The following is a 15204-nucleotide window of genomic DNA, read 5'->3' as shown; positions in this document are numbered from 1 at the left end:
GGCGTCCCGCGGACGATGCGTCCGGCGAAGACCGCCCGGTCAAGCGGGAAAAGAAGAATGGCTGCTGCCCTGCGAAGGAGAGCCGCGTACGTACGAAGGAATCGTTCACCTGCCCGAAGCCGGCGTCCTCCTTCTCCAGTGGCGGTCGCCCAGGCCGCTTCGGCTGTGGCTTGAAGGCACGCTTGTCGTCGACGAGCCGCTGTACTGGCGCTCGTTCCAGCGGGAGATCCGCGGCGCGTTCGTCCTCCCGTGCCGAAAGGGCGAAGCCGTCCTCCGCGCGTTCACGGGCGAACGTCCTTCGTTCGCGCCTTACGCCGCGGCCAATTGCCCGTCGCGCAACCGGCAGAAGGTGCTCGACGCGGTGCAAGCCGCGCGGCCGGACATCATTCGCCTAAGCGGAACCGTCCACCCCGGCATTGCAGGCATACCGCCGGTCCACCTCCGTTTCGATCCGGTCCAGCACCAGGAAGGAGGCATCGTGTATCAGCGCGTCGAGGCGAAGCGGCTATCGGACCCGTTCGAGCCGCCGGGCACGGACGTACGCTCGACGGCCGAGCAGCCCCCCGATGCAGATCGCGCTGCGTTCGTCGGCCGTGCCGTACGAGACCAAGTACGCGCAGCCTGTTCACCCAAGCGCGTCTGCAAAGCAGGCTTCGACCGACCTCCTGATCGCGCACGTGCCGGTCGCCGACGCCGTCGATCCGCTGCCGCCAGCCCGCGGGGAAGAGAGCGAGACGCGCGCCGAGCCGCTGCTCGAGATCGTCCGCACGGACGCGCTCACGCTGTCTGGCGCGTCGGCCGCCCCGTCCGCGCCAGGCATCCGCGTGCCGCTGCCGGTGTTCGAGTCGCTCGGCCGGCTGGCGCCCGAGCGCGAATACCGACGGCTGCATTGGCCGTCGGCCCAAGCGCTGCTGGCCGCAGCGCCGGAGCCGGTGCTGCCGGCCGAATGGACGGGGCTCGGCGAGCTGTACGCCGACGCCTGGCGCATGCTGCTGCGGCTCGTCCGCGAGCCCGCGCCGGATAGCGGCTTGCCCGGGGGCTACATCTCCACCGGCTCCAACTTCCCCGTCAACCAGTTCCTGTGGGATACGGCATTCACGGCGATCGCAGCGAAGTACGGCGCGAGGGCGCTGCCTGTACATGCGTCGCTCGACGTCATCTACGGCACCCAGTTCGACGGGGGCTACATTCATCGCGAGCTGGACGTCAGGGACCGCCAGCCGGTGCTGTACGAGCCCGACTTCGGACCGAATCCGCCGATTCTGACGCTGGCAGAATGGGATCTGGCGATGCTGACCGGCGACGTCCTGCGGCTGAAGCGGGTGTACCCGGCGCTCAAGGCGTATCATCTGTGGATCGTTCGCAACCGCCTGCAGGCGAACGGGACGTTCTGGACGACCGGTCTGGCCAACGGGCTCGACAACTCGCCGTCCTACGGCAGCGGCTACCCGTGCCTGACCGCTCAGATGGCGCACGATGCGGAGCTGCTCGGCCGGATCGCCGGGCTGATCGGCCGCGGCGACGATGCCGCCCGGTGGGCGCGGGAGCGCGAGAAGACGCGGGAAGCGCTCAACCGCCATCTGTGGGACCCCGACGCGCGCATCTACGCCGCGTCGCTCGACGAAGGCGGGCACAATCCGGACAAGATCGTGACCGCGTTCTGGCCGCTGTTCGCGGGCGCCGTTCCCGAAGATCGCGTGCCCGACCTTGCGCGTCACTTGACCGACCCGCAGACCTTCTGGCGGCCGCATCCGATTCCGAGCGTCGCGGCCGATTCGCCGCATTACGTCCCCGAGGGCGACTATTGGCGCGGATCGGTATGGGCGCCGACGAACTACGCCGCGATTCGCGGCTTCCAGCGGGCGGGCCTGACGGCGCTCGCCCGGCGCACCGCCCTGAAGCATTTGAACGCAATGCACGCGGTCTATCGGGATACCGGCTTATTCTGGGAGAACTACGGCAGCGAGCTGCGCGGCGCCGGTAAGTTCGCCAAAGGCAGCGCCGCGGCGCCCGACTACAGTTGGTCCGCGCTCGGCCCGATCGCGCTGCTGCTCGAGACGGTCGTCGGACTCGAGCCCGACGCGATCGCAGGCGAGCTGACATGGAGTCCGCCCCCGCGCAAAGCCGTCGGCGCGAAGCGATACCCGCTCGGCCCGGCGACGATCGACCTGACGCTCGTCGAAGAGGAAGACGGCTGGCACCTCCACGTGCGCACCGACAAGCCGTTTACGCTGCGTCTTCGGCTCCCCGGGTTCGAGGCCGACTACGACTGCAGCCCCGGCCATCGGCGCTGGCCGATCGCCATGCCCGAGGCGGAGACCGCGCCGGATTAAGCATTGTCGTCCGCCGCGACGTGCATTTTTGCAAGCAATGTGCAGTTTATACAGTCCCGCCGGCCAATTATGTTCAGTTCCGGCAGTATCCGCAACGGCCGTCGCCTTCGCATACTCAGATCAAGCAGCGCAGCGATTTCGCACAACAAACCGAGGTGACCGCAGCCATGAAAAGAAGAGGGTCTTTCCTGCGAGGGAAGAACGGAGAGTTAAGCGTATTGTTTTTGCCGGGCTTTCTGTTTTTTCTCGTCATGTCTTACATTCCGATGGTCGGCATCGTCATCGCGTTCAAAGATTATAACCTGCGCAAGGGAATCTTCGGCAGCGAATGGGTCGGCTTCGACAACCTCAAATTTTTCTTTGCCAGCGACACCGCCTGGCGCGTGACCCGCAACACGATTTTGTACAGCTTCAGTTATATCGTTCTGACCCTGATCGTCTCCCTGGCCCTCGCGATTTTGTTGAACGAGCTGACGAGGCGCTGGATCAAGATCCACCAGACGATCATGTTTCTGCCTTACTTTCTGTCCTGGGTGCTCGTCTCGTATATCTCGAACGCGTTCCTCGATCATCAGAACGGCTTCCTCAACGCGCTGCTGAAGGGCGTAGGGATGCAGCCGGTCGAGTGGTACTTCGGGGCGCAATATTGGCCGATCATCCTGAATCTCGTGCACTTGTGGAAAGCGGTCGGCTTTAACGTGCTGCTGTATTACGCGGGCATCATGGGCATCGACCAGAGCTACTATGAGGCGGCGAGGATCGACGGCGCGAACAAGCTGCAGATGGCGCTTAAAATTACGATCCCGCTCCTTGCGCCGCTCGTCACGATCTTGCTCATTCTGTCCATCGGCGGGATGTTCCGCGGCGACTTCGGCCTGCACTATTTCATCCCGAACAACACGGGGCTCATCTATTCGACGACGGACATCATCGACACCTACGTCTTCCGCGCGCTCCGCACGATCGGCGACATCTCCATGTCGGCCGCAGTCGGCTTTTTCCAATCGGTCGTCGGCCTCGTGCTTGTCCTGGCGGCCAACATGGCCGTCCGCAAGCTGAACGAAGAAAATTCACTTTGGTAAACGGGAGGTGCCCGCATGTCCACGCTTCAAGCTTCCGCCGGCGCCGCGCCCGAAGTCGCCGTCCCGAGGTCCAGGGCGCTCGACTCCCGTCCGGTCTACCGGTGGCTGATCAACACGCTGTTCATCCTTGTATCCGCGTGCATTTTCGTGCCGTTTTTGCTCGTCGTCGTCTCCAGCTTCTCTTCCGAGGATTCGATCCTCAGTCACGGCTACCGGTTTATTCCGGAGCGCTGGTCGCTCGGCGCCTATCGCCTTGTCTTCCAATCGCCCAAGATCCTGCTCCGCGCCTACGGCGTCACGACCTTCGTCACGGTCGTCGGGACCGCGGCCGGTCTGCTGCTGACGGCGATGACGGGCTGGGTGCTGTCGCGTTCGGACTATCGGTTCAATCGACAGGCCACGTTTTACGTGTTTTTCACGATGCTGTTCGGCGGCGGACTCGTTCCTTTCTATATTCTGATGACGCAATATTTGCACCTGAAGGACAGTCTGCTCGCCGTCATTATCCCCGGATTGCTCAGTCCGTTCCACATCATGGTCATGAAAGGCTTCCTGTCGAAGATTCCGTTCGAGATGATCGAATCCGCCAAAGTCGACGGGTCGAGCGAGATGCGCATCTTCTTCACGATGGTGCTGCCGCTGTCGACGCCGGCGCTCACGACGCTGGGGCTGACGATCGCGTTCAATTACTGGAACGAATGGTTCAACGCGATGCTGTTCATCGACAAGCCGAATCTCGCGACGCTGCAGCTTGCTGCTCGTCCGGATGCTCAGCACGATCGAATATTTGACCGCCAACACCGAGTTCGTCAAGCAGCTCGGCATCGACGTCGGGCAGCTGCCGAAGTACAGCGTACGGATGGCGATGGCCATCCTGGCCGCGGGGCCGATGCTTTGCATCTTTCCGTTTTTCCAGCGTTACTTCGTCTCCGGCCTGACGCTCGGCTCGCTCAAAGGCTGACTTTTCGCAACGGGAATCCGCGGGGCGGGACAGGCCCAAAAAACGCTTGTTCTCGCCGCCGCCGTCCAACATAATAAAAAAGAACAGGGAGGTTGTTTGAAAATGAAAAGATGGCGTACGGGGTTGACCGCGGCATTGTCGCTCGGTCTGGTGCTAAGCGGCTGCGGCAATAACAACGGAGGGAACGAGGCGTCCTCGTCCGCGCCGGCTTCGCCGTCCGCATCCGCTGGCGCGTCGTCGTCGGCCTCGCCGTCCGGCTCGGAAGCCGCGGCGCTCGAGCCCGTCAAGCTCAAGTGGTACTACGTCCAGTTCGGCATTCCGCAGGACCAGCAGGCGGTATCCGACGCCTTCAACGAGATGACCAAAAAAGCTGATCAATACGACGGTAGAGCTCGTGCCGATCGACGGCGGCGACTACGAAAACAAGCTGAACACGATCGTGGCCGCTAGCGACGACTACGACCTCGTATGGACCTCCAGCTGGCTGTTCAAGTACGGTGATAACGTCAATAAGGGCGCTTTTATGGAAATTACCGACGAGATGCTGGACAAATACGCGCCGACGATCAAGGCGAGCTTCTCCCAGGTCGCCTGGAACGACGTGAAGGTCAAAGGAAAATTGTATGCGATTCCAAACTTCCAGACGTTCACGAAGACGCCGGGCTTCGTCATCCAGAAGCGCTTCGTCGACAAGTATAACTTCGATACGAGCAAGGTCAAGACGTATGCCGACCTCGAACCGCTGCTCGCGCAGATCAAGCAGAACGAGCCCGGCATCGTTCCGTTCGGGATGGGCAAAGACCAGACGAGACTGAGCGAAGCTTACGGCATGCAGTGGCTCGGCGGCGTCGACTATCGCCTGAGCGACCCGTTGACCGCGATCGACCTGCTCCAGACCGACGAATACAAGACGCACGTGAAGCTGATGAAGAGCTGGCACGATAAAGGGTACACGAATCCGGACGCCGCCACGGTCAGCGACCTGAAGCCGCTGCTCGCTTCGGGCAACGTCGCCGTCGTCCAGGACTTCACGCTCGCGCCGGGCAGCGAAGCCGGACGCAAGGCGGACTTCGGCGGCAACGAAGTCGTCTACGTGCCGATCGCCGAGCCGACGTTCACGGGCGTCACGCCGACGATGAACGCGATCAACTACAATTCGAAGCATGCGGACCGCGCGCTCATGCTGCTCGAGCTGCTCAACACCAACGCCGACCTGTTCAACCTGCTCACGTTCGGCATCGAGGGCAAGCACTACACGAAGGTCGGCGACAATACGATCAAGATCGACGACAAGGGCGGCTATGCCAACAATTCCGGCTGGATCTTCGGCAACGTGACCAACGGCTACCTGCTCGAGGGCCAGCCGGCGGATACGTGGGAGCGGGTCAAGAAGCTGAACGAGGAAGCGACCGTGCCCGCGCTGAGCGGCTTCAACTTCAACAGCGAAAACGTCAAGGCCGAGATGGCGAACATGGACGCGCTGTTTAAGGAGTACAGCCCGGGGCTTGAGACCGGCACGATCGATCCGGACAAATATTTGCCGGTATTCACCGAAAAGATGAAGAAGGTCGGCTCGGAAACGGTGCTGAAAGAAAAGCAGAAGCAAATCGACGAATGGGCCAAAGCGAACGGCAAAAAATAAGCGCCTTAACAGGACCGCTCCCGCCCGGGGGCGGTCCTTGAAGGCCATTAATCCACGATGCGGGTGAAGCTGATGTCCATGTTTCCGGCGATTCGATCCAGAAAGTACTTGCAGCGGATCTGGCTGTCCGTCACCCTGCTGACCGTCGTGCTTCTTCTGGCGGCGGCTTTTTCGATCATGTACACCTCCGAGCGGACCGTGCTGCGCGTGCAGCAGCGCGCCAACGCCAAGGTGCTCGCCCAGATTCGTTACAACGTCGCGCAAATGAACGAGATCGTCGCCGATACGGCGCAAACGCTGTACCAGAACAACGACGTGAAAATACTGCGCTACGCCAAGTCCGACGACGAATTCATGTACCAGCGGATCGCGACGCTCGATACGTTCGTCGGCACCTCGTCGTTCCTGCATTCCATTTTCGTCTACAACGGAAACATGAACCGGTTTTATATCGGCAACGGCAACGTTCGCGCGCTCAAAGCGCCATACGAAAAAAAATTCGCGGCGCTCTTGACCGACTCCCGGCAAACGCCCAAGCTGCGCCTGCTGCCGATCGATCTCGACGAGACCGGCGCCCGGCGCGGCCAAGTCGATTTTTTCAGCTATATTCTGTTCGATCCTAGCTCCCGGGAAGGACTCGACGACGCCTTGATTTTGAATGTAAAGTCGACATGGCTTTTCGATAATCTGTCGTTGATCGCGCAGGAGGACGGCGGACCTTCGGGCCAGGCGTACCTGATGGACGGCGCGGGCGTCGTACTCGGCGCGGGGGACGAACGCGAACCCGAAGTCGCCGGGCTGGCGGAGCGGCTCGGCCGGCAGGCGGCGGACGAAGCGACGAGCGGCTATCGCGTCATCAAGACGGACGGGCGCAAGCAGTTCGTCACGTATATGCAGGCGGGGCTGCAGGATTGGACGCTCATCTATGCCCAGCCTTATGCCGAAGTCGTGGGCCAGGTGCAGCGCCTCCGGTACACGACGCTCTTGCTCACGGTGCTGTTTCTCGTGCTGGCGCTGTGCGTCGCCGTCGTCGTTTCCAAGCGGCTGTACCGTCCGGTCGAGCAGCTGTTCCGTTCCGTCGTCTCGAATACCCCGGACGCGATCGTGCGCGAGGCGCCGATGCAGGACGAGATGACGTTTCTGTCCGGCTTGTACGGGCATATGGCGGACCGGGTGAAGCGCGCGGACTCGAATCTGACGGAGAACCGCTGGATTTTAAAAAAGGTTCACGCTGCGCCAGCTCGTCCAGGAGAGCGCGCTGCGAACGCCGGAGCAGTGGGCCAAAGAAGCGAAGGACAACGGCCTCGCGGTCGACGCCTCGGGCGGATACGCGATCTGCGTCGCGCGCGTAGACGACGCTTCGTCGCTCCTGCAGCGCGGACCCGACGATCTGCGTCTCTTCCATTACGCGATCTCGAACATCGCCGAGGAGATCGTCTCGCGCGAATTCGCGATCGAAGTCGTCGATTTGAAGCCCGATCATCTCGTTTTACTCGTCCAGCGCAGGGAGGCGGACTTCGATCGCCTGACGGCCCTGCTCGAGCAAGTGCAGCTGGTCGTCAAGCAGTATTACCGGTTGACGTTCTCGGTCGCCGTCGGCGAGCCCGCATGCGATTGCCGGGAGCTGTCGGCAGCGTACGCGAAGACGCTGAATCTTTCGCTTTACAAATGGTTTTACGGCAGGGGAGCGATTCTCGTGCCGGACATGGCGCGCAAGCCGGAGGGGGGCGACGCGACGATTCCCTCCGAATTGGAGCGCAAGCTGTCCGAAGCGATTCGGGCGGGGAATCCCGATGCCGCCGAGGCGGCGATCGAGCGGATCTTCGAGATCGTCGGCGCGGCGTCTTACGACGATTGCATTCATGCGCTGTCTTACTTAGCCATCGTCATCAAACGAACGGTATCCGAGGCGAACGCCAACAAGCTCAAGCCGATCTCCCACGATCTGTACCGGTTCCATGCGGCGGTGCTCGAACAGGAGACGCTCGAGGATGCCAAGCTCACGTTCCATCGTACGCTTCGCGAGCTGTGCACGTTCCGGCAGGAGGCGCTGGAGTCGGATTCGAACAGCTTCATGATCGAGACGATCAAGGAGATCGTCCGCGCGAATTACAAAGATTTGAATCTGAGCCTGCAAAGCGTGGCCGACCTGCTCAAGATGTCGTCGGTCTACGTCGGGCGGCTGTTCAAAAAAAGCCGAGGGTCTCTCGCTCGCCGACTATATTATCGAAGTTCGGCTCGAACAGACGATGCAGCTGCTCGAGAAAGGCAACTTCACGGTCAACGAGATCATGGAGCGGACCGGCTTCAGCAACCAGAGCCACTTTTTTCGTTCGTTCAAAAAGAAGTTCGGCACGACGCCCCGCGAATACCGCTTGAAGAAGAGCTTGTCTTAACGCTTCGCAAGCGGCGTGAAATAAAGGATATGCAAAAAATATATCGTGCATGTTCTTCGGAATACGGGGACGCTATGATGCAACAAAGAGGTGTGGAGGAAAGGAAGTTCGATCGTCATGAAAATGTCTCCCGAGCCGGCGCTCGATGCGCTGCTCCGCGAAGCGGAGGCCAGCCTTGCGACGGCGTGCAGCGCGGTTCCCGTCTGGTCGATTCCCGGCTTCTATTACGATCGCGAGGGCCACTTGAGCGAAAAGCGGCGTATGGAGCCCGATGCGCAAGCCGCTTATACGTGCGCGCTGGCTTACCGGGTCGCCGGCGCGCGCGAATATGCGCGCAAGGCGGCCGAGTTGCTGGACGGCTGGGCGACCGTGAACCGGGAGATCGGCGGCCACGACGGGCCGCTCGTGTCGGCCTACCTCGGCGTCGGCTTCATTCGCGCGGCGATCTGGCTCGAGCCGTTCGAGGCATGGAGCCGCGAAGCGAGGGAGCGCTTCGCCGGCTGGCTGACCAGGGTATGCCTTCCCGCCTGGGAAGGGATCGAAGGGCGCAACAACTGGTGGGACTGGAGCCTTTACGCACGCCTCGCGCTCCATCGGTTCACGGGGGACGACGCGGCGTTCGGCGCCGCTGCCGAGGCGTTGAAGTCGCATATCGAACACGCGGTTGCGGAGGACGGCTTCCTGCCGGAGGAAGCGGCCAGAGGGGCGAACGCCATGTGGTATCATTATTTCGCCCTGGCGCCGATGACGGCCGCCGCGAAGCTGGTGCTGGACGCGACCGGCGAGGACCTGTTCCGCTGGACTTCGCCCGGCGGCAAAGGCATCAAACGCGCGCTCGATACGTTCCTTCATTATGCGGACGGTCGCGCAGCCGACTGGCCCTTCGGAGAAAAGCAGAACGTTCCGGCTCCGCTTGGCGCGGATACGTGGCCGGTCGACCTGTTCGAGGCGATGGCGATCGTCTATCGGGACGAAGACTACGCGCGCTTCGCCGCGCCTTACCGGCCGGTGAAGGGACACCGCAATGCGAGCAGCGGCTTTTTTCAATCGTATGCCTGGAATTACCCTTCGCTTTGGCTTGAAGACCCGCATGAACGGGGGCAGTGTCGCTAGCGAGGCGGCGCACTTGCTTCGCAGATGCACAAATCTTGTGCATCAGGGCGCTTGTCCGGCCGCAAGGCGGCGCACTTGCTTCGCAGATGCACAAATCTTGTGCATCAGGGCGCTTGTCCGGCCGAGAAGCGGCGCAGTTGCTTCGCAGATGCACAAAAATTGTGCATCAGAGCGCTTGTCCGGCCGAGAGGCGGCGCACTTGCTTCGCAGATGCACAAATCTTGTGCATCAGAGCGCTTGTCCGGCCGGGAGGCGGCGCACTTGCTTCGCAGATGCACAAATCTTGTGCATCAGAGCGCTTGTCCGGCCGGGAGGCGACGCACTTGCTTCGCAGATGCACAAATCTTGTGCATTAGAGCGCTTGTCCGGCCGCAAGGCGGCGCACTTGCTTCGCAGATGCACAAATCTTGTGCATCAGAGCGCTTGTCCGGCCGAGAGGCGACGCTCCCATTCCATGGCTCTTCGAATTAACGCAAGATAACCGTTCTTTAGTCAAATGGAAGTATCTCATCCCATTTGCGAAGAGTACGGTTTTTTTGCACAACCAAAAAGCATTCACCTATTTTGCTTGCCATGGCTTGCGGCAGTGAAATAACTTATATCGATCATCTCTATAGTAAATATTTATTAAAGTCGGGTGGCAATAGTGTTAAAATAGATAAGGTTAATCGGACCCGGACAATAATTCGAGCAAATTTTACAATATAAGGATGGTCATAATGAGCAACGGACAAACAAGTTCAGACGTAATCTTGATCGGTGCGGGCATCATGAGCGCGACGCTCGGCGCCATGCTGAAGGAGCTCCAGCCGAACTGGAAAATCACCGTTCTTGAGAAGCTGGCCAGCGCGGGCGAAGAGAGTTCCAATGAGTGGAACAACGCCGGTACGGGACATGCGGCGCTGTGCGAGCTTAACTACACCGTCGAAAAGCCGGACGGCTCGATCGATATCAGCAAGGCGATCAGCATCAACGAGCAGTTCCAGGATTCCATGCAGTTCTGGTCCTACCTGGTCGAGCGCAAGCTGATCCGCAATCCGCAGGAATTTATTATGCCGCTTCCGCATATGAGTCTCGTGCACGGCCAAAAAAGACGTGACTTTCTTGAAAAAACGGTACGAAGCGTTGTCCGTCAATCCGTTGTTCCACGGCATGGAATACACGGAGGACCACGCCAAGCTCAAAGACTGGATTCCGCTCATCATGAAAAACCGGAGCGGAAGCGAGCAGATCGCGGCGACCAAGTTCGAAGCCGGCACCGACGTCAACTTCGGCGCGTTGACGCGCATGCTGTTCGAGCATCTCAAGAAAAATGGCGTCGAGATCAAATACAAGCATAAAGTGGACGATATCCGGCGTACCCGGGACGGCGACTGGGAGCTGAAGGTGCGCGCCGAAGGCGGCGGCGTCGAGCGCCACGCCGCGAAGTTCGTCTTCATCGGCGGCGGCGGCGGCAGCCTGCACCTGCTGCAAAAGACGGGCATTCCCGAAGGCAAGCATATCGGCGGATTCCCGGTCAGCGGCCTGTTCATGTCTTGCAACAATCCGGACGTCGTCGCGAAGCATCATGCGAAGGTGTACGGCAAGGCCAAGGTCGGCGCGCCTCCGATGTCGGTGCCGCATCTGGATACCCGCTTCATCGACAACAAGAAGTCGCTCCTGTTCGGACCGTTCGCCGGCTTCTCTCCAAAGTTCCTGAAGACGGGCTCGATGTTCGATCTGATCACGTCGGTCAAGCCGCACAATCTCGTCACGATGATGGCTGCCGGCGCCAAGAACATGTCGCTCACGAAGTACCTGATCCAGCAGGTCATGCTGTCGAAGGAACAGCGCATGGAGGAGCTCCGCGAGTTCGTGCCGGATGCGAAGAGCGAGGATTGGGATCTGGTCGTAGCCGGCCAGCGCGTGCAGGTCATCAAGGATACGGCCGCCGGCGGCAAAGGCACGCTGCAGTTCGGCACCGAGGTCGTGACGGCCGCGGACGGCTCCGTCGCCGCGCTGCTTGGCGCATCTCCCGGCGCTTCCACCGCCGTCTCGGTCATGCTGAACGTCATCAATAAGTGTTTTCCGATGCAAATACAGGCTTGGGAGCCGAAACTAAAAGAAATGATTCCGTCCTACGGCGTTTCTTTGCTTAAAAATCCGGCGATGCTGCGCGAGATTCAGGCATCGACCGCGCACTCGCTCGGATTAAGCGCCGTCAAGCCTTATCAAAAAGCGGCAGGACAGCCCGTTTCTTAATATAGCCATTTTACCGCTTGTTAACGGCAGCGCGCGTTCGGGATTCCGTCCCGGATGCGCGTTGCCGTTTTTGTTTCTGAAGAAGCGATCGGATATTCGCCGGGAATTACACCGTCATTCGCATAGGTGAACCGGCCTGCCCCCGCATATACAGGAAAGGGGGTAAAATGCGTAAAAGACGGGGGACGATCATGCACGGGAACAACAAGATGGGCAAATACAGGCTGATGCGCAAGGATCGGGTGGCGGCCCGTCATCTGCCACCGACCGCGATCGCCTCCCTGAACGCCGTTCGGGACATGCTGCGTCGCTATGCCGCCGTTTATATCAAACCGAGTCACGGCACCGGCGGCTACGGTATCTTTAAGCTCGCCAGAATCAAGGGCGGTTACCAGCTCAGGCACGGCACGCGAAGCCGCGTTTACCCGAAGCTGGAGCAAGCTTACGCCGCCTTCGTCAAGGCTCGGGCGAACAGGATATACCTGGTGCAAATGGGGATTCCGCTGCTTCATTACAAGCGCCGTCCGTTCGATCTCAGGATCATGGTTCAGCGAAACCCGAAGGGCAACTGGGAGGCGACGGGCATTGTCGGAAGGCTTGCCATGCCGAACAAGATCGTTACCAACTATCATAACGGGGGGCAAGCCTTTGCCCGCGGATACGCTGCTCTCGCCTGCCGTCCATGCGGGCAAACGCGCGGGTTACAAAAGACGGCTCGAAGGGCTCGCGCTGCGGGTCAGCCGTCATTTAAGCGCCTATTTTCCTCGATTCCGCGCCTATGGCATCGACATCGGCATCGACCGGTCGCTGAAGCCTTGGATCATCGAGGTCAATTCCCGTCCGGACCGATCCATCTTTAATACGCTGTCCGACAAACGCATGTATCGCAAGATCATGGCGTACAGCCGGCTGCCGAAGGCGAAGGCGCATCAAGCCCGCAGAGCCGGCCGCAGACCGTCTTAGTCGATCGCGCCTGCGGGAACCCGTACGCCCGGGAGTACCGGCTTGGATCGAGAAAAGACGCTTGAACCGGCTTTTTCCGCGTCAAGCGTCTTTTTTGCGCTGGTATCAAGCCGAGCGTGGAGCGCTTCATTCGTGTTATGTTAGGTGTGAAAGCGCGTTATTCGCATTTTTATCGAAGGGTGGAAGCCATGCATGCAAAACGAGCCGGCATACGAACGCAACTGGGCGGGCAATTATCGGTATCGGGCCTCGGAGCTCGTCATTCCGTCCTCCGTCGAGGAGATTCAGGAACGGGCGGCGGGCAGCCGCCGCGTAAAAGCGATCGGCTCGCGCCATTCGTTCAACGGGATCGCGGATACCGAAGGCACGATGCTGTCGCTGGAAAGACTGAACCGTGTCGTCGGGCTCGACCGCGCGAACGGCAAGGTGACGGTCGAGGGGGGCATCCGGTACGGCGAATTGTGCGCTTACCTCGACGAGCGGGGCTATGCGCTGCCCAACTTGGCTTCGCTGCCGCATATTACGGTGGCCGGCGCCTGCGCGACCGCGACGCATGGCTCCGGCGATCGCATCGGCAATCTGGCGACGGCGGTGCACGCGCTGGATATCGTGACGGCCGGCGGGGAGATACTCGCGATCTCGCGCGACGACGGAGACGGTTTGCTGGACGGCGCTGTCGTCGGACTCGGCTGCCTCGGGATCGTAACCGCGCTCACGCTTGACGTCATACCTGCGTTTCGCATGAGCCAGACAGTCTATGAAAACCTGCCACTCGCGGCGCTGGAGGACCATGTCGAGGCGATATTTTCGGCGGGGTACAGCGTCAGCTTGTTTACGGATTGGCGCCAGGCGTCGTTTAATCAGGTTTGGATAAAACGAACGGAAGCGGACGCGGCCCAAGCGCCGTGGGAGCCGTCGTTCTACGGCGCGACCCGCGCGACCGAACGGAAGCATCCGGTGCCGGGGCTGCCGGCGGACCCTTGCAGCGAGCAGCTCGGCATCGTCGGCTAATGGTACGAGCGCCTGCCGCATTTTCGCATGAACTTTACGCCGAGCGCGGGCGATGAGCTGCAAAGCGAATATTTCGTCTCTCGCGCGAACGCGTACGAGGCGCTGCGCGCGATCGAACGGCTGCGCACGCAGATCGCGCCGCTGCTTTTTATATCCGAGATTCGCACGGTCGCAGCGGACGAGCTGTGGATGAGTCCCAGCCAGGGCAGGGATTCCGTCGGCATTCATTTTACGTGGAAGCCCGACCAGGCGGCCGTATTCAAGGTGCTGTCCCTGATCGAGGAGGCGCTCGAGCCCTATCGGGCCCGTCCGCACTGGGCCAAGCTGTTCGTGATGCCGGCGGCGCGGCTGCGTTCCCGCTACGAGAAGCTGGATGATTTCGAGCGGCTGATCGCGAGGCTCGATCCGTCGGGCAAGTTCCGCAATGAATATACGGAACGTTTTTTGACGGGCAATGGTCGCGAAGATGCCTGAAGCTAATGCTTTTTATTTTTTCGATACTGGCCGGGAGGCACGCCGTAGGCTTGCTTGAACGAGCGGATAAAAAAGTTGGGATCCATGCCGATCTTGCCGGCCAGCTCCGACACCGAGGCGCGCGGATTCTCCTCCAGCCATACCGCGGCCTGATGGAGCCGGATGCGCCGAAGATACGCCAGCGGCGGCTGTCCGTACGCTTCGCGGAACAGGCGCTGGAAATGCTGCACCGAATAGCCGACGGCGCTTGCGACGTTGGACATGACGAGCGGCTCGGCAAAGTGCTCGTGCAGGTAATGGACGGCGCGTTCGAGCGCGGCGTCGGATTGGCGCGCGCGCGGAGGCGCCGCAGGAGCCGCAGGGCCGGCGGCGAGGGACCCGAGCAGCAGCAGCAGCTCGTAAAGACGCGCCGACAGCAATGTTGCGGCCTCCGGATCGGCGCGCTCCGCGAGCTGCCATAGCGCTCGGATGCTTGTCGCGGGCGAAGCGGTTTGTTTGAGCGAAAACGCCTTCCTCAGAGGCAGTCCGCAGGCTTGGACGATGTCCGCCGCGCAAGGCCCTTCGAAGCCGACAAAGCCGAGCAGCCAGGGCTGTTCGGGAATCGGCTCGTAGCGATGTCCTTCGTCGGCGGGGATCAGCAGCGCCTGGCCCGCTTCGACCGACAGCCGGTTCCCGTCGGAAAATTCAAAGCGGCCGCGGCCCCCCGAACGAGACGAAGCACTGCATGACCGGAAAGCCGGCCGGTCGGGCGACCGGATGCTGGGCATGCGCGCCTACGCAGTACAGGCTCACCGGGAGCCGATCGCGGTGAACGGACGGGGACAGGCGGAACGGGAGCTGCATGCTTGATCGCCTCTTTCTTCATTTTGTGCTTATTTTAACGTGCATTGTGCTAGCGATTAAACCTGCTGCGCGACTACAATCAGACTATAGTTTAGTTTTAAAGCGTTAGCAATAAGCGTGCAAGCACAATCACAATCACAATCAC

General features: G+C 60.9%; 11 protein-coding genes and 3 pseudogenes. 11 read left to right on the top strand and 3 right to left on the bottom strand.

Going from position 1 to position 15204, the window contains the following annotated elements; genetic code table 11:
- Nucleotides 1–105: 105 nt before the first annotated feature.
- Nucleotides 106–285, bottom strand: coding sequence for a hypothetical protein (locus tag OMP40_RS31425; RefSeq protein WP_277537147.1), 180 nt, complete (start codon nucleotides 283–285; stop codon nucleotides 106–108).
- Nucleotides 286–566: 281 nt separating this feature from the next.
- Between OMP40_RS31425 and OMP40_RS31420 the strand changes: the two genes are divergently transcribed.
- The 5 genes from OMP40_RS31420 (at nucleotide 567) to OMP40_RS31400 (ending at nucleotide 6018) form a co-directional block, all read left to right on the top strand.
- A complete protein-coding gene (locus tag OMP40_RS31420; protein WP_277537145.1) occupies nucleotides 567–2333 on the top strand; it encodes an MGH1-like glycoside hydrolase domain-containing protein in 1767 nt (588 codons plus the stop codon).
- 167 nt (nucleotides 2334–2500) lie between these two features.
- Nucleotides 2501–3415 (top strand): ABC transporter permease, encoded by a 915-nt coding sequence (locus OMP40_RS31415; RefSeq protein WP_277537143.1) that lies wholly within the window; start codon nucleotides 2501–2503, stop codon nucleotides 3413–3415.
- A 15-nt stretch (nucleotides 3416–3430) separates the two neighbouring features.
- Nucleotides 3431–4450, top strand: a complete 1020-nt coding sequence (locus tag OMP40_RS31410) for a carbohydrate ABC transporter permease (RefSeq protein ID WP_277537141.1) — start codon at nucleotides 3431–3433, stop codon at nucleotides 4448–4450.
- 28 nt (nucleotides 4451–4478) lie between these two features.
- Nucleotides 4479–4826: a hypothetical protein gene (locus OMP40_RS31405; RefSeq protein WP_277537139.1), complete on the top strand. Its 348-nt coding sequence runs from the start codon at nucleotides 4479–4481 to the stop codon at nucleotides 4824–4826.
- A complete protein-coding gene (locus OMP40_RS31400; RefSeq protein ID WP_277537136.1) occupies nucleotides 4771–6018 on the top strand; it encodes an ABC transporter substrate-binding protein in 1248 nt (415 codons plus the stop codon). The genes OMP40_RS31405 and OMP40_RS31400 overlap by 56 nt, the downstream gene beginning before the upstream one ends.
- Before the next feature lie 47 nt (nucleotides 6019–6065).
- On the opposite strand, the gene OMP40_RS31395 is transcribed toward OMP40_RS31400, so the two are convergent.
- Nucleotides 6066–6197: a hypothetical protein gene (locus OMP40_RS31395; RefSeq protein ID WP_277537135.1), complete on the bottom strand. Its 132-nt coding sequence runs from the start codon at nucleotides 6195–6197 to the stop codon at nucleotides 6066–6068.
- A 2043-nt stretch (nucleotides 6198–8240) separates the two neighbouring features.
- On the opposite strand from OMP40_RS31395, the gene OMP40_RS42565 reads away from it, so the two are divergent.
- The 6 genes and pseudogenes from OMP40_RS42565 to OMP40_RS42550 all read left to right on the top strand — a co-directional run bounded on the left by OMP40_RS42565 (nucleotide 8241) and on the right by OMP40_RS42550 (nucleotide 14216).
- On the top strand, nucleotides 8241–8414 hold the full coding sequence (locus tag OMP40_RS42565; protein ID WP_420872098.1) for a helix-turn-helix domain-containing protein: 174 nt from the start codon (nucleotides 8241–8243) through the stop codon (nucleotides 8412–8414).
- 117 nt (nucleotides 8415–8531) lie between these two features.
- On the top strand, nucleotides 8532–9527 hold the full coding sequence (locus OMP40_RS31385; RefSeq protein WP_277537131.1) for an alginate lyase family protein: 996 nt from the start codon (nucleotides 8532–8534) through the stop codon (nucleotides 9525–9527).
- Nucleotides 9528–10246: 719 nt separating this feature from the next.
- Nucleotides 10247–11768: pseudogene (locus OMP40_RS31380) on the top strand (malate:quinone oxidoreductase).
- 167 nt (nucleotides 11769–11935) lie between these two features.
- Nucleotides 11936–12358 (top strand): annotated as a pseudogene (locus OMP40_RS42560) (YheC/YheD family protein); the annotation flags it as partial.
- Nucleotides 12354–12731 carry a YheC/YheD family protein gene (locus OMP40_RS42555; RefSeq protein WP_420872097.1) on the top strand — a complete coding sequence of 126 codons (378 nt, stop codon included), beginning with the start codon at nucleotides 12354–12356 and terminating at the stop codon, nucleotides 12729–12731. The pseudogene OMP40_RS42560 and the gene OMP40_RS42555, both read left to right, overlap by 5 nt.
- Nucleotides 12732–12923: 192 nt before the next feature.
- A pseudogene (locus OMP40_RS42550) lies at nucleotides 12924–14216 on the top strand (FAD-binding protein).
- Nucleotides 14217–14218: 2 nt separating this feature from the next.
- Here the strand turns inward: OMP40_RS42550 and OMP40_RS31365 are convergent.
- Nucleotides 14219–14983, bottom strand: coding sequence for a helix-turn-helix domain-containing protein (locus OMP40_RS31365; protein ID WP_277537127.1), 765 nt, complete (start codon nucleotides 14981–14983; stop codon nucleotides 14219–14221).
- Nucleotides 14984–15204: the final 221 nt, after the last annotated feature.

Origin of the sequence: Cohnella rhizosphaerae (assembly GCF_029525575.1) — a bacterium.
Taxonomy (GTDB): Bacteria; Bacillota; Bacilli; order Paenibacillales; family Paenibacillaceae; genus Cohnella; species Cohnella rhizosphaerae.
This window is presented reverse-complemented; position numbering and strand designations above follow the sequence as displayed.